The organism is Pseudohoeflea suaedae (assembly GCF_004354915.1).
GTDB classification, from domain to species: domain Bacteria; phylum Pseudomonadota; class Alphaproteobacteria; order Rhizobiales; family Rhizobiaceae; genus Pseudohoeflea; species Pseudohoeflea suaedae.
Map to the genome: position 1 here is coordinate 918,581 of NZ_SMSI01000001.1, position 17,952 is coordinate 936,532.

General features: G+C 59.6%; 20 protein-coding genes. 12 read left to right on the forward strand and 8 right to left on the reverse strand.

Annotation, left to right across the window (positions count from 1 at the left end):
• The first annotated feature begins 138 nt into the window (after positions 1 to 138).
• The 3 genes from E2A64_RS04265 to E2A64_RS04275 are packed head-to-tail and all read left to right on the forward strand — an operon-like array spanning position 139 to position 3,926.
• Positions 139 to 1,917 carry a sugar phosphorylase gene (locus tag E2A64_RS04265; protein ID WP_133283170.1) on the forward strand — a complete coding sequence of 593 codons (1,779 nt, stop codon included), beginning with the start codon at positions 139 to 141 and terminating at the stop codon, positions 1,915 to 1,917.
• Between the two features lie 8 nt (positions 1,918 to 1,925).
• Positions 1,926 to 2,699: an HAD-IIB family hydrolase gene (locus tag E2A64_RS04270; RefSeq protein ID WP_244598137.1), complete on the forward strand. Its 774-nt coding sequence runs from the start codon at positions 1,926 to 1,928 to the stop codon at positions 2,697 to 2,699.
• Positions 2,700 to 2,714: 15 nt separating this feature from the next.
• Positions 2,715 to 3,926 carry a glycosyltransferase family protein gene (locus E2A64_RS04275; protein WP_133283172.1) on the forward strand — a complete coding sequence of 404 codons (1,212 nt, stop codon included), beginning with the start codon at positions 2,715 to 2,717 and terminating at the stop codon, positions 3,924 to 3,926.
• Positions 3,927 to 4,003: 77 nt separating this feature from the next.
• Here E2A64_RS04275 and E2A64_RS04280 read toward each other — a convergent pair whose 3' ends face one another.
• Both E2A64_RS04280 and E2A64_RS04285 read right to left on the reverse strand, forming a co-directional pair.
• Positions 4,004 to 4,327: a hypothetical protein gene (locus tag E2A64_RS04280; protein WP_133283173.1), complete on the reverse strand. Its 324-nt coding sequence runs from the start codon at positions 4,325 to 4,327 to the stop codon at positions 4,004 to 4,006.
• Between the two features lie 735 nt (positions 4,328 to 5,062).
• On the reverse strand, positions 5,063 to 5,416 hold the full coding sequence (locus tag E2A64_RS04285; RefSeq protein ID WP_133283174.1) for a BLUF domain-containing protein: 354 nt from the start codon (positions 5,414 to 5,416) through the stop codon (positions 5,063 to 5,065).
• A gap of 338 nt (positions 5,417 to 5,754) precedes the next feature.
• Here E2A64_RS04285 and E2A64_RS04290 point away from each other — a divergent pair, with 338 nt between their 5' ends.
• The 4 genes from E2A64_RS04290 (at position 5,755) to E2A64_RS04305 (ending at position 8,405) form a co-directional block, all read left to right on the forward strand.
• Entirely contained in the window at positions 5,755 to 6,921 is a 1,167-nt protein-coding gene (locus E2A64_RS04290) for a PRC-barrel domain-containing protein (protein ID WP_133283175.1), read from the forward strand.
• A 115-nt stretch (positions 6,922 to 7,036) separates the two neighbouring features.
• Positions 7,037 to 7,372, forward strand: coding sequence for an ElaB/YgaM/YqjD family protein (locus tag E2A64_RS04295; protein WP_133283176.1), 336 nt, complete (start codon positions 7,037 to 7,039; stop codon positions 7,370 to 7,372).
• A 78-nt stretch (positions 7,373 to 7,450) separates the two neighbouring features.
• Complete coding sequence (locus E2A64_RS04300; RefSeq protein ID WP_133283177.1) at positions 7,451 to 7,837, forward strand: hypothetical protein; 387 nt, start codon at positions 7,451 to 7,453, stop codon at positions 7,835 to 7,837.
• Positions 7,838 to 7,892: 55 nt separating this feature from the next.
• Positions 7,893 to 8,405, forward strand: a complete 513-nt coding sequence (locus E2A64_RS04305; RefSeq protein ID WP_133283178.1) for a Dps family protein — start codon at positions 7,893 to 7,895, stop codon at positions 8,403 to 8,405.
• A gap of 91 nt (positions 8,406 to 8,496) precedes the next feature.
• Here E2A64_RS04305 and E2A64_RS04310 read toward each other — a convergent pair whose 3' ends face one another.
• The 5 genes from E2A64_RS04310 to E2A64_RS04330 form a co-directional block, all read right to left on the reverse strand.
• Complete coding sequence (locus E2A64_RS04310) at positions 8,497 to 9,753, reverse strand: DUF2254 domain-containing protein (RefSeq protein WP_133283179.1); 1,257 nt, start codon at positions 9,751 to 9,753, stop codon at positions 8,497 to 8,499.
• Positions 9,750 to 10,661, reverse strand: a complete 912-nt coding sequence (locus tag E2A64_RS04315; protein WP_158285678.1) for a diacylglycerol/lipid kinase family protein — start codon at positions 10,659 to 10,661, stop codon at positions 9,750 to 9,752. The genes E2A64_RS04310 and E2A64_RS04315 overlap by 4 nt, the downstream gene beginning before the upstream one ends.
• 14 nt (positions 10,662 to 10,675) lie before the next feature.
• A complete protein-coding gene (locus tag E2A64_RS04320; RefSeq protein ID WP_133283181.1) occupies positions 10,676 to 11,419 on the reverse strand; it encodes a Crp/Fnr family transcriptional regulator in 744 nt (247 codons plus the stop codon).
• Positions 11,420 to 11,541: 122 nt separating this feature from the next.
• Positions 11,542 to 12,096 (reverse strand): RNA polymerase sigma factor, encoded by a 555-nt coding sequence (locus E2A64_RS04325; protein ID WP_133283182.1) that lies wholly within the window; start codon positions 12,094 to 12,096, stop codon positions 11,542 to 11,544.
• On the reverse strand, positions 12,089 to 12,277 hold the full coding sequence (locus E2A64_RS04330; RefSeq protein ID WP_244598223.1) for a NepR family anti-sigma factor: 189 nt from the start codon (positions 12,275 to 12,277) through the stop codon (positions 12,089 to 12,091). The genes E2A64_RS04325 and E2A64_RS04330 overlap by 8 nt, the downstream gene beginning before the upstream one ends.
• A 149-nt stretch (positions 12,278 to 12,426) precedes the next feature.
• Between E2A64_RS04330 and E2A64_RS04335 the strand changes: the two genes are divergently transcribed.
• The 3 genes from E2A64_RS04335 (at position 12,427) to E2A64_RS04345 (ending at position 14,563) form a co-directional block, all read left to right on the forward strand.
• Positions 12,427 to 13,221 carry a response regulator gene (locus tag E2A64_RS04335; RefSeq protein WP_133283183.1) on the forward strand — a complete coding sequence of 265 codons (795 nt, stop codon included), beginning with the start codon at positions 12,427 to 12,429 and terminating at the stop codon, positions 13,219 to 13,221.
• A 95-nt stretch (positions 13,222 to 13,316) separates the two neighbouring features.
• Complete coding sequence (locus tag E2A64_RS04340) at positions 13,317 to 13,481, forward strand: DUF1328 domain-containing protein (protein ID WP_133283184.1); 165 nt, start codon at positions 13,317 to 13,319, stop codon at positions 13,479 to 13,481.
• An 89-nt stretch (positions 13,482 to 13,570) separates the two neighbouring features.
• Complete coding sequence (locus E2A64_RS04345; protein WP_133283185.1) at positions 13,571 to 14,563, forward strand: sensor histidine kinase; 993 nt, start codon at positions 13,571 to 13,573, stop codon at positions 14,561 to 14,563.
• A 220-nt stretch (positions 14,564 to 14,783) separates the two neighbouring features.
• Here E2A64_RS04345 and E2A64_RS04350 read toward each other — a convergent pair whose 3' ends face one another.
• Positions 14,784 to 14,981 carry a CsbD family protein gene (locus E2A64_RS04350; RefSeq protein ID WP_133283186.1) on the reverse strand — a complete coding sequence of 66 codons (198 nt, stop codon included), beginning with the start codon at positions 14,979 to 14,981 and terminating at the stop codon, positions 14,784 to 14,786.
• A gap of 227 nt (positions 14,982 to 15,208) precedes the next feature.
• Here E2A64_RS04350 and E2A64_RS04355 point away from each other — a divergent pair, with 227 nt between their 5' ends.
• The gene (locus E2A64_RS04355) at positions 15,209 to 16,768 is read left to right on the forward strand and encodes a CHASE domain-containing protein (RefSeq protein ID WP_158285679.1); all 1,560 of its coding nucleotides are present in this window, start codon (positions 15,209 to 15,211) and stop codon (positions 16,766 to 16,768) included.
• A gap of 121 nt (positions 16,769 to 16,889) precedes the next feature.
• Positions 16,890 to 17,951, forward strand: a complete 1,062-nt coding sequence (locus E2A64_RS04360) for an AI-2E family transporter (protein ID WP_206662417.1) — start codon at positions 16,890 to 16,892, stop codon at positions 17,949 to 17,951.
• Position 17,952 lies beyond the last annotated feature (1 nt).

Here is a 17,952-nt window from a genome sequence, read left to right on the forward strand (position 1 = left end):
GCGGGCGGTTTGCGGGCTGACGCCCATGATGTCAATCGCATCCCGGCGGCCGATGGCCGGCTGCGGACTTGCAATGGGCGGGCTCGCATTGCATCATCCCGCAATGCAGCATCAACGGATTAGCGTGACCCGCCCCAGATGAACTCTGAAAAGATCGAGAAAACCGCAATCGATGCGCCGTCCAGGCTCAGGCACGGCGTGCGCCAGCTTCTCGATTTCATCTATCCGGACAAGGCGTCCGACGAGCTCGTCCAAACGGTCATCGATGCCTTTTACGGCAGTTCCGCTCCGCGCCGGCGTGCGCGCGTACCCGGCAACAGTTTCTGGAGCGAGCGCGACAACTACGTCATTACCTACGGCAACACGATCTATGACGGCGAGCACAATCCGCTCGACGTCTTGCGGCACTTTGCCGAGACCCATCTCGCCCCTGTCTTCAAGGGCATTCACATCCTTCCCTATTTTCCGTTCACATCCGATGACGGTTTCGCGGTCACCGACTATCGCGAGGTCAATAGCCGCCTCGGCTCATGGGAGGATATCGGTCGCATCGCATCGAAGTTCCGGCTGATGAGCGACCTTGTGCTCAACCACTGTTCAAGCCAGTCGAAGATGTTCAGCGACTATCTTCAGGGGCACGCGCCTTACGACAGGTTCTTCTACGAAGCCCTGCCGACCGATGATGTGAGCATGGTGACGCGGCCACGGACCCATCCGCTCCTGAGGGAGGTCGAGACGGCCAACGGCGTGAAGCACGTCTGGTGCACGTTCAGTCACGACCAGGTGGATTTCGACTTTTCCAATCCCGATGTGCTCGTCGAGTTCATGGACATCCTGTCCTATCATGTCGCGCGCGGGGTGCGGACGATCCGCATGGATGCGGTGGCCTTCATCTGGAAGGAACTCGGCACCACCTGCATCCACCTGCCGCAGACCCATGCCATCATCCGGCTGGTCCGGCTTCTGGCCGATTTCCATCCCGAGCTGATCATCCTCATCACCGAGACCAACGTTCCGAACCTGGAAAATCTCTCCTATTTCGGCAATCGCAACGAAGCGCATGCGATCTACAATTTCTCTCTGCCTCCGCTGCTGCTTCATGCACTGCTGAACGGCACTTCGCGCTATCTCAATGCCTGGCAGATGCGCATGCCGCCGGCTCAGCTCGGCTGCGCCTATTTCAATTTCTCCGCCTCTCACGACGGCATCGGCGTCCGCCCGGCAGAGGGGTTGATACCGGATGAGGAGATCGGCGGCATGATTGCCGCGATCGAGAGCTTCGGTGGACTGGTGAGCTATCGTTCGCTGCCCGACGGCGGCAAGAAGCCCTACGAGATCAACGTCTCCCTCTACGATGCCTTAGCGGGCACGACCGAAGGGCCGGACGAGTATCAGTTCGAACGCTTCATCCTGAGCCAGGCGATCGTCTTGTCGCTGGAAGGCATCCCGGCCTTCTACATTCACTCGCTCGTGGCAAGTCGCAACGATCTCGAAGGCGTCGGGCGGCTTGGCTACAATCGCGCCATCAACCGCAGGGCGATCGATTCCGCGACCCTGCTCGACGATCTTGCTGATGAAACCAGCCTGCCGGCGCGCACCTTCACGACCATCAAGTCGATGCTTCAGATCCGTTCCCGCCAGGAAGCGTTTCATCCGAACGCCACGCAATTCACCCTGCAGCTGGGGGAACAGTTCTTCGGCTTCTGGCGCCAGAGCCTCGACCGCTCGCAGAGCATTTTCGCGATCTTCAATCTCACCGCGGAAGAGACGACCATTCCATTGATGTCGCTGAACCTGATTGGCGGCGATCACTGGGAGGACATCCTGACCGGTGAAATCATCCGGATGAACGCCACCGATATATCCTTCCGCCCCTATCAGGCGCGCTGGATCACCAACAACCGAAAGCCCTCATGACCTCTCGCATGATCGTGTTTTCTGATCTGGACGGCACGCTCTTGGACCACGAGACCTATTCGTTCGACGCGGCGAAACCGGCGCTCGAACGGCTGAAATCCGAAGGGCACGTTCTGGTGCTGGCGTCTTCCAAGACAGCCGCCGAGATCGCGCCGCTGCGGGAGGCTATGGGCTTTGCCCATTGCCCGGCAATCGTGGAAAACGGTGCCGGACTTCTGCAGGCGGGTGAAAGCGGTGAGACCTGCGATGGATCGGCGCATGAGGCGATCCGGGCCGCTCTTTCCGATCTGCCTGAGCGACTGCGCTCTCGTTTCGAGGGTTTTTCCGATTGGGGCATCGCGGAAATCGCGCGCCGCACCGGGTTGGCGCCGGAACAGGCCGAGAAGGCAGCGAGGCGGCGCTTCTCGGAGCCCGGCGTCTGGTCCGGTTCCGATACGGAGCTCGAGGAATTCGTTACCCGGCTTTCGAAGTCGGGAATTACGGGTGTGAGGGGAGGGCGGTTCTTCACCCTGTCGCATGGTTCGACGAAGGCATCGCGGATGGAAGCTGTCCTTGCGATGTATCCCGATGCCGGCAAAGTTCCGAAGACCGTGGCGCTCGGCGACGCGCCGAACGACGTCCCGATGTTGGAGAACGCCGACCTCGGGATCATAATCGCAAACCGTGCACATGCGGGGATCGGATCCCTCGGGAGCGAGGTGAGCGGAAAGATCATCCGTTCGGTGAAGTTCGGTCCCGAAGGATGGAATGAAGAAATGCTGCGCGTTCTCGATACGCGCTGACGAACTGGAGCATCAATGGGCGATTTTCAGCAACCCGGCCACGTGGCGACCCTGCACAATTTCGGAACCTGGTCGTCCTCCGATCTCGAGCGCCATGTCGAGGCATTCAGCGCGACCCGGAAGATCAACCTGATCCTCCCCTCCCTGTTCTCGGAACTGGAGGCGCCGGCACTCGACAATATCGTCAATACGCTATCGGACGTGCGCTATCTCAATCACATCGTCATTGGTCTCGACCGCGCCAATGCCGAGCAGTTCGCCTTCGCCAAGCAATATTTCTCACGTCTGCCGCAGAAGCATTCGATCCTCTGGAATGACGGCCCGCGCCTGACCGAGATCCACAATCGTCTCGCCGAAAAGGAACTTGCGCCGCAGGAACTGGGGAAGGGGCGGAACGTCTGGTACTGCATGGGGTATAATCTGGCCTGCCGTGACAGCGAGATCGTCGCGCTGCATGACTGCGATATCGTCACCTATTCGAAGGAAATGCTCACGCGGCTGGTCTATCCGCTCGCCAATCCCTCCTTCCCCTACTACTTCGCCAAGGGCTTTTACCCGCGTGTCGCCGACGGCAAGCTGAACGGCCGGGTGACACGCCTTCTGGTCACGCCGCTCCTCATGGCGATCGAAAAGACCTGTGGCCGGACGGATTACGTCGATTACCTGCAGGCGTTCCGCTACCCGCTCGCGGGCGAGTTCGCCATGCGCACGTCGGTGCTTTCCTCGATCCGCATTCCTTCCGACTGGGGGTTGGAAATCGGCGTTCTGTCGGAAGTTTCTCGCAATCTCTCGCGCCATGCGATCTGCCAGGTCGATATCGCCGATACCTACGACCACAAGCATCAGCCGCTGTCGCAGGAGGACGCAAGCCGTGGTCTTTCGCGCATGTCGATGGATATTTCGAAGTCGCTGTTCCGCAAGCTCGCCACCGAGGGAATGGAGTTTACGGGCGGCACTTTCCGCACCATCAAGGCGGTCTATTACCGCATCGCGCTCGACATGATCGAAATGTACTACAACGACGCGATGATGAACGGCCTGCATCTCGACCGGCACAAGGAAGAGCAGGCCGTCGAACTGTTCGCGGCCAACATCATGGAAGCCGGCAAGACCTTCATCGACAATCCGATGGAGACGCCGTTCATCGCGAACTGGAGCCGGGTACGTTCGGCTGAACCCGACATCATGCGTGCGCTGCGCGCGGCGGTCGAGGAAGACAACGCCTGAAGCGGTACCACCGGATTGGCGGCAAAAAAATGCCAGGCACGAAGGCCTGGCATCTTCAAACTTGTTATGGCTGGCTATTACGGAGCGACAGCCATCTTGCAGCGTGCGCTGACGCTGTCGGAGAACAGGGCTTCGTCCTGTTCCCATTCCGAGCAGGCAGCCTTGAACGCTTCCTGGTCTTCGGCGGATGCTTCACCCCACATGGCGGCGAAGTCGTCGTCGCTGCGCATGGCCTTGGCGTCGGCATCATACATCAGCTTGTAGACGCCCGGCTGAACTTCCTGGGCATTTTCTTCCCAGTAGGTGGTGGTGTCGAGAGCGGTCGACTTGGCCAGTGCCGGTGCGGCAGCGGCGGAAAGGGCAATTGCAGAAGCGGCTGCGATCTTGATGAACGTTTTCATGGTCTGATCCTTCGTGTCTTTGTTTTTGTTGTCGGCCGGGTTCGTCCCGGCTTCGTATTGTCACGGAGATAACCAACGGCTCCCACGTTAGTTCCCAAAAAAGCGGATGCAATTTCACCCATCACGCAGCTGTGTTTCTGCCCGCCAGCACAAAGAGAAGGCAGAACGCAGGATTTGGATGGTCAATATCTTGGCATTTCGTGAGTGGTGGCTGCTCGGGCGGCCTTTTTCTCTCCGAAATGAGTGAATTATCTTGCGAAACGCAAGTTGGCACGGTCCATGCATTGCTATGGAAGGTCCAGAGGGGGACCATGACGCGGCCTCACATGGCGCGCGGCGAACGGCTGCCGGGTGAACCGCTCCCGGATGTACGGAGCGAACCCGGCAGCCATTCAGCCACTATTCCCCTGTTCCTGTATCTCCCATGCCCGGTCCATCGCACGCGGCTTGCCAGACCAGACGCTGGGCGCCGGGGCGGATCAAGGTACCTGCAAAATTTTACGGGACGGCGTGAACGCAATCGAAGGAGAGCCCCGGCACATTCAGGGCGAAGGGGAGACACTTTTCTCCCTGCCGCAATCCGTGCGGTCGCTGTCCAATCGCGACCCATGGCGAGAGTTCTGGCCTGGGTGAAATGTTTTGCGTTCCCGGGCCGATCCGATCGGGTGCGCGAAGTCAGTATTGCGTCTCGCGCCCCGCCAGGAACCCCGCTCATACGGGGTTCCTGGCGTTTGGTCATGCGTCTTGGTCGTGGGTCTTCTCTCGCGAAGACATCGCATTGACGAAATCCTGAAAATCCAGCCCGTCGACGAAACTCATGTCCCAGTGCCCGAACATGCGGTCGTCAGCCTCGGCTTCTGCCACGACGATCACGCCCGTATGGCGCTTGTCGTAGCGGATCGTCGACATCAGTCGCAGAACCGCATCCTTCTCGCCTTCCAGAACCTGGGCGAAATTGATGCCGTTGAACTTCAAGGCCCCGGTAATCCCCAGCTCGCGGTTCTTGGCTGAGGCGGTCTCCACCAGCGGCTTGATATCGCCCGGCGTGAAATCCGGAGCAGCCGTGCTGACATAAAACAAGCGAAACATGTCTTTCCTTCCTGAAATTATTTTGCCCTTGAGGGCTCGTATATTCCCGGGGTTTAGAACCGGCGCGAGCAGGGCCGCAATTAACTTTGCTAATTCCGGGGATTTATAAGATCGCGCGCGCGTGCGTGGGGAACTACGGTGAGGAAGGGGTCTCGCGTTGCTCTCGCCCAGGGTCCCTTGGAAATATCTTCAAGAGAAGCGGCACTCTCACGGAACGAATGCCGTGGCTTCACGTTCTTCCCCTGCAAGACGAAAAAAGTCCGACTCGCACACTTGGTCTGGAAAACGAAATGGCGAGCCGGACAGTACATCGATCAGACATACAAGGAGAGGCTATCATGATCCGCACTCTGTTGACTACTACCGCCATGGTCGCGATTCTGCAGACCGGCGCGTTCGCCCAGTCCGAGGACACCACGGCTCCGGCCGCTGACCCCGCAATGCAGACTGAAGGCACTGCCGCCACCGGCGCGCAGGTCGATGCAAATGCCGGCGCCGAAGTCGAAGGCACCGAGCAGACCGCAGAGGCTCTTCCGAGCGACAGCATTTACGACACTGCCGAGGTCGGCGACGTTCTCGCCAACCGCCTGATCGGCACCTCGGTCTACAACGGCACCGGCGAAGAAGCTGAAGCCATTGGCGACATCAACGACATCATCCTGTCCAAGGACGGTCAGGTCGAAGCTGTCGTGATCGGCGTCGGCGGCTTCCTCGGCATCGGCGAGAAGAACGTCGCCGTGCAGTACGACAAGGTCGAAGTGACCGGCGAAAAGGGCGAGGAGCGCTTCGTTCTCGACGCGTCCAAGGAATCGCTCGAAAATGCTCCGGCATTCGATATCGCTGCGATGACCACTCCGGAAAATACCGGCACCGACACGGCAATGACCGCTCCGGCTGACGGTTCGGGCATGGCGACCGACACTACCGGCATGGCCGCTGCCCCGGCTGATCCGGCCGCAGCTCCGGCTGAAGAAACGGCCCAGGCTCCGGCCGAAGAGACTGCCGCTCCGGCCGAAGAAATGGCTGAAGCCCCGGCTGACACGACTGCCAATGAAGAGCAGGCAATGGCCGACGACACGTCTTCGGACGAGATGACCACCGGTGCGATCACCACCGACAGCGCCACCGCTGGTGCTGAAGAAAAGCTCGCCGTTGATCGCGACAGCATGCAGACTGTCGATGCCGGCACCATGTCCGCCGACGAACTGGACGGTGCGACCGTCTACAATTCGGACAATGAATCGATCGGTGAGATCGGCGACATCATCCTCGGCGACAACGAGAAGATCGAAGCTTTCATCGTTGACGTCGGCGGTTTCCTCGGCATCGGCGAAAAGGAAGTCGCCGTGAACGCGTCCGATCTGGACTTCCGCAAGGATGAATCGGGTAACATCGTCGTCTTCACCCCGTTCACCCAGGATCAGCTTGAGCAGCAGGCTGCCTACGACGAAGACAGCTACAAGAACGACAAGGAAGCCGGTTCGCTGAAGGCTACCAAGTCGTAAGCAACCAAAACCTTGAAATCTTGAGAAGCCGGCCTTTTGGGCCGGCTTTTTTTTGGAACTTCACAAGGCCGATTACGTTGAATCAGCGAGTTCAATTAATTTTACGGAGATAAACATGGCACGTGCAGCAACTTCCAATTCCGCTCCCAAGGCGACCGGCGATATCAGCGCCGACATGGAAGCGCAGATCGCGCACCTGAAAGCGGAAATGAGCAAGCTGGCCGAGAGCGTGTCGAATGCCGGCTCCGTCATCGCCAAGGACGTCAAGGGTAACGCCCGCGTGCGCGGCGAACAGGTTCGTCGCCAGTCGGAAGCCACCATCCGCGACTTGCGCGAGCAACTGGACGAGATCGAAGCGACCGTGAGCGGCCATGTCCGCGAGCGTCCGCTGACGGCAATTGCCGCTGCTGCGGGCGTCGGCTTCCTGGTCGCACTTCTCGCGCGCCGGTAATAGCTGGCAGCCATGAGGGTACCTTATCCCGCAGTGTCGATACTCTCCGGCCTGATCTCAGGTGAGACCGGATACTGGATGAAACGCGCCAAGCGTCGGGCGATTTTTCTGTCGTTGGCGGGCCTTCTGTTCGTCAGCGTCTGGGCGCTTCTGGTCGTTGCGGGCGTGATCTGGTTCTCGCGCACGACCGACCCGCTCACCGCCACCCTCTCGGTTGCGGGCATCATAGCGGCGCTGGCCCTGCTGGTCATCGCGGCGCTCATGGTGCTGGAGCGGGTGGAGCGTCGCAAGGCGCGGGCGCGTGAAGCGAAGTCGTCGCTTTATACCACGGCGGCCCTTGTCGCCTTGCCGATGATCATGCGGTCCAGGCCGTTGATGATGCTCGCGGTAGCCGCCGGCGGGAGCGCGCTTCTGGCAAAGGTTCTCGGAACGGGCTCCGGCGACGATTCCGACTTCGAAGCATGAAATGCAAAATGACATCAACTTGAGCCGTAACGGCCGATAACAGGGAGAATAGACGATGAGCAGTCAGGCTGCAGCTGTCTTGAAGACCAGAAGCCACGCCCAGGATATCAACACGGGTCTGGAAGCCGATTATCGCGATGACATGACCGGTCGCCTGACCGACATTCTCGCCGCCACCTACAAGCTCACGATCAAGAGCCATGTCTACCACTGGAACGTCGTGGGCCCCCTTTTCAAACCGCTCCACGAGCTGACGGAAGAGCACTATAACGCTCTTTTCGCCGCGACCGACGTGATCGCCGAACGTATCCGTGCGCTCGGTCATCTCGCGCCGGAGAAGTTCGGCGATGCCTCGAGCTTCGCGCCCGATGGCAAGTCGCTCAACCACAAGACGGCCGAGGCGATGGTCGAGGATCTCGTCAAGGATCATGAAGCCGCCGTGCGCACCATGCGTGAAGCCGGTGAGAAGGCCGGTGACGCCGGTGACCTCGTGACCGAAGACATGCTCACCCAGTTTCTGACCTTCCACGAGAAGGCAATCTGGATGCTGCGCGCGCATATCGCCTGATCGGACGACGATCGACATCACGTCAAAAGGCCCGGTCGAGCAATTCGGCCGGGCCTTTCTTGTTGCTCAGTTGCCGGAACGGTGCAGCGTGTCAGGACAGGGAAGGGAGGTGACGGCGCACCAGCTCGAGATCCTCTTCCGGGTGCTTCTCGAGTTCGAGGGTCTTCATCAGGAGTTCGGCGTGCGTGCGGATAAGCAGCAGCGAATCCTTCGAGGCAATCGCTGCGAGCCGGTCGAGCGCCAATGCGACGGCACTGGCCATCATGATGTTGTCCCGCGAGGCGCGGCGCAGCGGATGAAAGGCGGTGTCCATCATTGCCTGCAGCGAAAGCCCGGGGATGACGAGCCGCAAATTCTCCTCGTCGTCGCATCGCCGATATGTCGGCAGCCCCTCTCGGACCGGCTGTGAGAGCGCATAGGTGATGCTGTCGACGCAGGCGCGGGCCGTATAGGTGTCGTTCACACCCGGCGAAAGCGCGCGAAGCGATATCTCGATCAGCAGGTTGATCGAAAATTCGACATTGCGGGAATCCGACCGCGACTCCTCGATATTGACGAGCATGGCCAGTTCCTTTGCCTCATTCTCGTCCTCCACCTTTCGGGTGGTCAGCAGAAGCTTTTCCCCTTCGAGCAGATAGTCGCCGGCTGGCTGGGCCAGACGGATGGCGATCCCGAGCTCCTTGGCCCGCCGCACCGCCTCGAGTTCGTCTATGTGGCCGACATAACCGGTCTTCCCGGCCGGGATGGAGTAGTTATATTCGTGTTCGTCTTCGGCGATGTCCCATTTCGCATCCCGGTCCATCAGCTCTTCGATGTCCTTGAAGAGCTTGCGGGAGATCGCCGCAATTTCGTCGTCGATCGTCACCGTCGTGGAAACATGGCGGACGAAATAGATGAGCTGCACCACCGAAAGGATGGCCAGAAAGCCTGCGACGGAAATCGTGATCTTCGGCAGGAAGTCCTCTCGGATCATCATGATGGTGACGAGGCTGTAGAGGAACGTGCCGCCGAGAATGCCGGCGGTCACCTGATTGACCGGCTCCGTGGTAAACCTGCGCAGCAGCCGCGGGCCGATATTGCCGGCAGCCAGTGTGAAGACCAGCAGCACGAGCGAGTAGGTGAGGCTGAGCGCGGTGACCGCGCCGGTCGCCACGGCGGACAGAAGCGTGTGTGCGCTCTCCGGATCGATCTGAAGCACGAACGGGCTCATGATGCCCTCGGCATAATTGCTGTCGATCCAGTAGAGCGGCAGCGGCATGGCGGCAATGCTGAGCGCGATCATCGCCGGCATCGTCAGCAGCACGAAAATGGTCTGCGGCATCCGCCTGATCTGTTCGCGTAGCCTCATGCCTCTTCCTCATTCCGCGGGAGGACGACCTTGAGTGCCCCCGGCAGGATCTCGATATCGACGGATGGGTCGAGATCGACGAGTTCGCCGTCTATCACGGCCTTTGCCGATTTCCGCTTCTGGGGGAAGGAGATGTGGACCTTCCGGCCGCCCTCCTGGACGATGTCGGGATTGTTGGACCAGTTGCCGAAGGTGAGGTCGGCGAGCATCTTCGCATTGGCGGCGGCGGTCGCCGGCCTGGCGTAATAGATGCCGAGCATGCCGCTCGTCACGTCGTCTGCATAGGGTAGGTGCCCCTCGCCATAGGGGTTGTTGGTCACCGCCAGAGAACTCACCTTCTCCCGAATTTTCCTGCCGTCGACTTCCATGTCGATCGGGAATGAAGGCGGCCTGCGGATCGTGTCGAGCGCAGCGATGATCGAAGCGCGGATCTTTCCAAGCTTGGAAGCGAAATTGTAGCTGTTGCGCTCGGCCACCATGCGCGAGTGAAAGCCGATCGAGAACTGGTGCAGGAAGGGGCGTCCATTGGCGCGTCCGATATCGCTCTTCCCGATCCTGCCCGGAGCCAGTGCGCGAACCGCATCCTCGAGATCGAGCGGAATGCCGAGCGCGCGGGCGTAAAGGTTCATCGTTCCGGCGGGAAGTATGCCGAGAGGCTTGTCGCCCCTGAGCGCCATTCCACCTGCCGCCGATACCGTGCCGTCGCCACCGCCGGCTATCACGCCTTCGACCGCGTCGTCATCGAACGCTTTCTGAAGCGCGTCGATCAGTTCGTCGCCGCTGACAGGGTGCACCTCGATAGAATTTCCCGCCGCCTGGAAGGTTTCCCTGATGAACTCCCCGAATGTGTCGATATCGGTACTCTTGAGAGTGCCGCCGTCCTTGTTCAGAATTGCACGAAATTTCATGGTCCACCTGACCTCTAGATGAAGGGACGACTTGACTCTTCGAAACCTTCCCAACTGGAAACGGTCAACAGGCCTTCCTCGTCGAGGATATCGCAGGCGCGCTCGCGCCATTTGATGAGGTTGCGGTCGGCGAGCTTGCGCAGCGTCTTGTTGGTGTGCACCGTGGAAAGTCCCAGAGTGTCTGCAACATGCTGCTGGGTTACCGGTATTTCCGCCGAGCGGCCCGTGAGAAGACCCGCGAGCTTGGCCCGCTGATAGAGATAGACGAGCAGATAGGCAGCCCGTTCGAAAGCCGACCGGCGTCCGACGCTCAGGAGGTTTTCGTCAAGAATACGTTCTTCCCGCGCCGCCATCCACGTGATGTCGAAGGCAAGCGTCGGATGTTGCGTATAGACCTTGGAAATCCTGCCGCGTTCAAACACGCAGAGACGAACGGGGGTGAGCGCCTCGATGGAATGCTGCATCTCGTCCATCAGCGTACCCTGAAGGCCGACCAGATCGCCGGGCATGACGAAATTGAGGATCTGCCGCCGGCCGTCGGCAAGCGTCTTGTAACGAAAGGCCCAGCCGCTCAGAACGGTGTAGAGATGCGCGCTGTGCGCGCCTTCCACCAGGATCGTGGCCCCCGGATCGGCGACCAGTTCGCCTGTCTTGAAATCCGAGACGAACGCCAGTTCCTTGTCGGAAAAGTCGCGGAAGGCCGGCAGCGACCTGAGTGGGCACTCGCTGCAGGAAACACGTTTCTTGTCCTTGTCCAATTGCCCCTCCGGTATGTTCGCTGTCCGCCCAGAAGCAAAAGCTCATAAGGGGACATTGGTTCCCGAGGGCAGGGTAGACACAAAAAGGCCGGGTGGCAGGAGCCACCCGGCTGAAAAAAATATCAGGATGCGAAAGAGCGCAGCGTGGTCGCCGCCGAGGTCTTGTCCGGCCCGAAATCGGCTTCTCCGTCGATTTGAAGAATCTCCTGAAGACGTGCGCGGGCGCGGCTGACGCGGCTCTTGATGGTGCCGACGCGGCATTCACAGATCGCGGCCACTTCCTCGTAAGCAAAGCCCGACGCACCAACGAGCAGCAGCGCTTCTCGCTGATCCTCCGGTAACTGGTTCAGCGCCTTGGAGAAATCCTGCAGGTCGAGAGATCCGTACTGGCCCGGATGGACCGCCAGCTTTTCGGTGAACACGCCGTCAGAATCCTGCACCTCACGGCCTTTCTTGCGGGCCTGGCTGTAGAATTCGTTGCGCAGGATCGTGAAGATCCACGCCTTTATGTTGGTGCCGATCTCAAAGCGGTCCTGGGCGCCCCAGGCCTTCAGGATGGCATCCTGCACCAGATCATCGGCCCGGTCTGCATTGCCGCAGAGCGAAACCGCGAATGCGCGAAGGTTCGGCAAGACAGCCAACAGGTCGCGCTTGAAGGGATCCGATGCCTCACTCATCAGCGTGTTCCGTCTTGCTGCCGGCGCCTTTTTTCTCGGCTTCGTCGAGTTTTTCGAGGAGGCTCAGGAACTTGTCCGGAATGCCTTCCTGCTCGACGGCGGAATAAAGCGCCTTCAGCTTCTGGCTGATGATGCGGTTCGGATCCTTCTGCCCGTTCAATCGATCCAAGCCTTTTCCCATATGCTCATGCGGCATTTTTTGACTACTCTTCGGTTCATCTTCCCTGTCGAAATGCGTCACGATAAAAAAAGTTCCATACCGTTGGAGCCTTTTTTGACTTCGCTCGTTATCTCTGAGACATAACAAACGTCATCTCAAGGAGTTCATTGATGTCGATTGCTGCGCGCATCGCGCCCCATCTCCCCTATCTGCGCCGTTTTTCCCGTGCTGTCACGGGGTCGCAAACGTCGGGCGATGCTTACGTCGCTGCCGTCCTCGAGGCTCTCATAGCGGATATTTCGATTTTCCCGGACGCCTCTAACGACCGCATCTCGCTTTATAAACTTTTCGTGGCGCTGTTTGGTTCCATCAACATCGATGTCGGCGAGGCCCTGTCGCCCTATGCCTGGGAGCAGCGCGCAGCGGACAATTTGATGCATCTGGCGCCTCTGCCTCGCCAGGCCTTCCTGCTCGTCGCGGTGGAGGGCTTCAATGAGGATCAGGTCTGCGAGATCCTCGACAAGCCGAAGGGCGAAGTGGAGTCCCTGCTCGAGGACGCGTCGCGCCAGATTTCCAATCAGGTTGCCACCGACATCCTCATCATCGAGGACGAGCCGCTTATCGCGATGGACATCGAGGAAATGGTTGAATCGCTCGGCCACAAGGTAACCGGCATCGCCCGTACCCATGCGGAAGCCGTTCGCCTGTTCGAGGAAACGAGCCCGAAGATGGTTCTGGCCGATATCCAGCTCGCCGACGGCAGCTCGGGCATCGACGCGGTCAACGATATTCTCAAGACTGCGGAAATTCCCGTGATCTTCATCACCGCGTTCCCGGAGCGTCTCCTGACGGGTGACCGTCCCGAGCCGGCATTCCTCGTCACCAAGCCGTTCAATCCGGAAATGGTCAAGGCGTTGATCAGTCAGGCGCTCTTCTTTGAACGCGTCGACGCCAAGGCGGCGTGACAAACTTTAATCGTTGCGTGAGGTAATGCGTGTGTCCGGGAACCAAAGAGCGGTTCGGTCGTTTTCCCGTCATCAGACAATGATGGAGAAACAAAATGCTGTACTATGCTCTGGTCTTCCTGGTCGTCGCGATTATCGCCGGCGTTCTTGGTTTCGGTGGTATTGCGGGCGCATCCGCAAGCATTGCTCAGGTGCTCTTCTTTATTTTCCTGGCACTTCTCGTGATCTCTCTGGTGGCCGGCTTCTTCCGTCGCGCCTAACAGACAGGAAAATTGAGAATTCAAAGGCGGTCCTCGTCGGGGGCCGCCTTTGCGCGCGCATGGGGCAAACTGGGGGTTTTCTGTAACTTATGCCTTCAACCCGGCTTACCTATGAGACACGTGGCGCTCTCGCTCCGCTCTTGCTGATGGCGCTCAAGAGCGCCGAGGTTGGCGTTGTCGTGAAGGCCCAGGATGGCAGCTACCTCTATGCCTCTGGGCTGCCGGAATATTTTCCGCAGATCACGCTTCCCGGCGCTACCGACGCCGATCTTTTCGAGGACGACTGGCACGATCAGATCCTGGAAGCCCAGGACGAGGTTCTCAGGAGCGGGCAGGAAGTCGTGCTCGAACTCGTCAAGACATCCAACAAGCAATATTCGGCGTGCGAGTGTACGGTGCAGCGCTACGAGAGTGCCGGCATCCAGTCGGTTCTCATCACGTTCGTGGACCTGACGCGCGAACGTAAGCGCGAGGATACGCTCAAGGCGCTGCTGCGTGAAGTCAGTCACCGCTCGAAGAACCTCTTGGCTATCGTTCAGAGCATTGCGTCTCAGACTGCACGAACCAGCGATGATCTGGGCTTCTTCCTGACCAAGTTCCGTGGCCGCCTTGCCGCCTTGTCATCGGCCCAGGATCTGGTCACCGATTCCAACTGGCGCGGCGCCAATTTCCGCGAACTCGCCATGCACCAGTTCCTGCGTTACGTCGAAAAAGGCGACACGCGTGTGTCCGTGACCGGCGACGACGTCATTCTCTCGCCGAACGGTGCCACTCATCTGGGGCTGGCGCTGCACGAACTGGTGACGAATTCCGTGGCGTTCGGCGCACTTTCCAATCGCGCCGGCCATGTTCACTTGTCCTGCGAAGGTGATGAAGAAGGCTGTTTCTCGGTCATCTGGGACGAGGACACCGGAACGGTCCACGACCGAACGCTGTCGGAAGACGAGATCAACGGAATAAACGGCAAGAAGTTCGGCAGCACCGTGCTGGAACGCGTTGTCCCGGCCGCCCTCGACGGCACGGCTGATTACGACATCCGGCCGCACCATGTCGTCTATCGATTGCACTTCCGTTCGGCGTAGACCGACCGGAAGCGCGCTCGCCGGCGCCAGGCATTCAATTCCACAACACTGCTGATGAAAAATTTTGGGCCCGGCTTGGTTGGGGGGAACCTAAGCCGGGCCATGTCCAGCAGGGGGGCGCTGGAGACAACTGCCGTTGGGGGAGTGGGGGACGGGGTGTCGGCAGTTGATAGCAAAATGCGCCAAAAAAGGTTTGGTTCCCCGGCGCATTAAAAAAATATCAGTGCTTCGACATCCAGTCGTCGATTTCGCGTTCGGCCTCGTCCTTGGACTTGCCGTAGCGCTCCTGCAGGCGGCCTGCGAGCTCGGTGCGCTTGCCCTCGATGACATCCAGATCATCGTCTGTGAGCTTGCCCCACTGCTGCTGTGCCTTGCCCTTGAATTGAGCCCAATTGCCTTCGATGCGATCCCAGTTCATTGTTTCACTCCTAGCGTCTGATCGGTGGAATTATTCGTTGTTTGACCGGTTCGTTCCGGTACATGAGAAACGTCTGTCATTCGCGACGGTTCCCGTCTCCAGGGCGCATGTTTTATTTGATTGCGGGATTGCCCGGCTTTGCTAAACGTCTCTCCGGAGCAAATCATGAGGGTCCGGTGAGACTTGCAGTTCTCGTATTCGTAATAACGGCCTCAGTCGGGCTCGTTATGCCAGTCGCCGTCTACCGTTCCGGCGAGCAGGCCAACATATTGCGCTTTCAGAGCATCGCCGACGACACCGTCGATCGCATATCCTTGCGCATTGGCGAACACATCTCGCTGCTCGAGGCCACGCGCGCCCTGTTCGAGGCAGAAGGTGCGCAAATCTCCCAGGGGAAATTTGCGTCCTTCGTCGACCATCTCGACATCAATAATCGTTTCGATGGCGTTCAGGGCATCGGCTTTTCCAGCATCGTGCAGGACGGTCAGGAAGAGGCCGTCTGGAGGGAAATCAGTTCCAACTACGGTGTCGACCGCGGCATCTTTCCGAAGACGAGTGATGCGGCGGTCCGCACCGCCGTCATCATGCTCGAACCGTCAGATGAGCGTAACCTGGCTGCGCTCGGTTTCGACATGTATTCCGAAAGCATCCGCCGAGAGGCCATGCAGGCCGCGGCCCGCTCGAACGAGGTGCGGGCAACGACGAAGGTGGAGCTCGTTCAGGAGATCGATGACCAGAAGCAGCCGGGTTTTCTGGTCTATCTCCCCTTCTTTCTGGATGGCGGGCCGGCGATCGCAGGTGATGCGCTGCCGCGAAACCTGCGCGGTTTCATCTACGCGCCTTTCCGCATCGGCGACCTCATCGGCGCAACCCTCAATCGCGGTGGCATCGCGCCGGTCCACATGAGCATCTATCTGGGAGAGCCGACGCAGGAGAACCTCGTGTTCGAAAGCGCCAACAGGCTTGGCGGTTTCAACGCAGCCTATGAATACCTGGTCTCGGTGGATGTCGCCGGCCAGACCTGGCACTACCAGATGCAGCCCTCCGACCAGTTCCGGGAGGGAACAGAGAGAGCTATCGCCTTCCTTCTCGCCTCCATCATGATCCTGATGGCCGCCGCGCTCGCGCTTTCGCTGCGCTCGCAGATGAAGGCGCTTGCCGCCTCGCGCGAGGTGGTGCGTGTCACAGACGAAGCGGCCGTGCAGAAGGATTTCCTGCTTCAGGAAATGAAGCACCGCATCAAGAATTCCATCGCCCGGGTCCTGGCGATCGCCCGGCAGACAGCCAATCATTCCGAAAGTCTCGAAGATTTCATCGCCTCCTTCACGAAACGGTTGCAGGCCATGGCTGCAGCTCAGGACCTGCTGACCCAGTCGCACCACCAGACGGCTCGCCTGGGCGATCTCTTGCGAAATGAATTGCTGCAGGTGTTCGATCAGGATTTCGACAATTATTCGATCGACGGACCGAAGGTGGATCTGGGCGCAAAGGCAACCCAGGCACTCGCGCTGGTCTTTCATGAGCTTGCCACCAACGCGCTCAAATATGCCGACATGGCCAACGGCGCCAACAGGCTCGACATCCGGTGGCAGCTGGCCGACGACGGACGTCTCGAGATCCGCTGGGAAGAAAACCTCGACGCCGTGATCACGCGCCAGGAGGGCAGCGGTTTCGGTACGCGGCTGATTCACTCCCTGGTGGCCGGCGAACTGGGAGGGCAACTCCGCCGCGAACTCACTGAAAACGGGCTGCGGCTCGAAATCTCGGTACCCAGGGAGGCAAGGTAAAAGGCCCGTCCTGAAGGTTGGCTCTTTGTTGTCTGCCCGGGAACATCTCAGCGTGTAACGCGTTGTGATACGGAGGTTGACACCTATGCGCTATGGGAAATTCAAACCGACGGCTTTCCCATTGCGGTCAGCCTCGGGTTTCGAGCAGGTTTTCACGAACGCTGCCTCACTGGCTTCGATCCTCGTAGGGCTCGTCGCATTTTCGATCATTCTTGAGTATGGCCAACCCATCCTGGCGCCGGTCGCGCTTGCGATCGTCATCGGGCTGATGTTCGGTCCAATGGCGGACAGGCTCGAAAGCCTTGGACTGCCGCCCGCGATCTCGGCCGTGGTTGTGGTGCTGAGCTTCCTCATTCTCATCATGATCTTCGCGCTTGCCTTCGCTGTACCGCTCAGCGACTGGGTCAACCGCTTGCCGCTGATCTGGGACCGGATAAGGTCCATCGTTGCCGACTGGAAAGGCGTGATGACCTCCGTCGGCTCGCTGGGTGACCAGCTCCGCGAACTGACCGGAAACAACGAGGGGATGAAGGTCCAGATCGACGAGTCGAGTACGGCGGCAGATCTCGCCTATCTTGCGCCCAACATCCTGGCGCAGGTCGTCATCTTTCTCGCGAGCCTCTATTTTTTCCTGTCGAGCAGGCACGGGATCAGGAATGGTATTCTGCGCCTGTGCATGAGCCGCAGGTTGCGCTGGCGCGTCGCCCATATTTTCCGCGATACCGAAAACCTCGTTTCACGCTATCTGATGGCGATCACGGTCATCAATGTCTGCCTCGGGGCGGTCGTTGCGCTCGCAATGTTTCTTCTCGGTGTGCCGTCGCCCATCCTGTGGGGCATGCTGGCAGGTACATTGAACTACATTGTCTATATCGGCCCGGCGGTCATGGTCGTCATTCTGCTCGGCGTCGGCGTGTCCACCTTCACTGTATTTCCCTGGATTCTGGCACCGGCGGCGGCCTACCTGTTCATCAACTTCATCGAGGCGCAGTTCGTCACGCCGAGCGTCCTCGGCCGGCAGATGACGGTGTCGCCCTTCATCGTGTTTCTCACCCTGGTCTTCTGGCTGTGGATGTGGGGCCCGATCGGCGGCTTCATCGCAACGCCGCTTCTGCTCGTGGTGTCGGTTACGATCTACCACATCGTCCCGATCGTCCCCTCCAACGAGATGCGCAAGCGCTGAA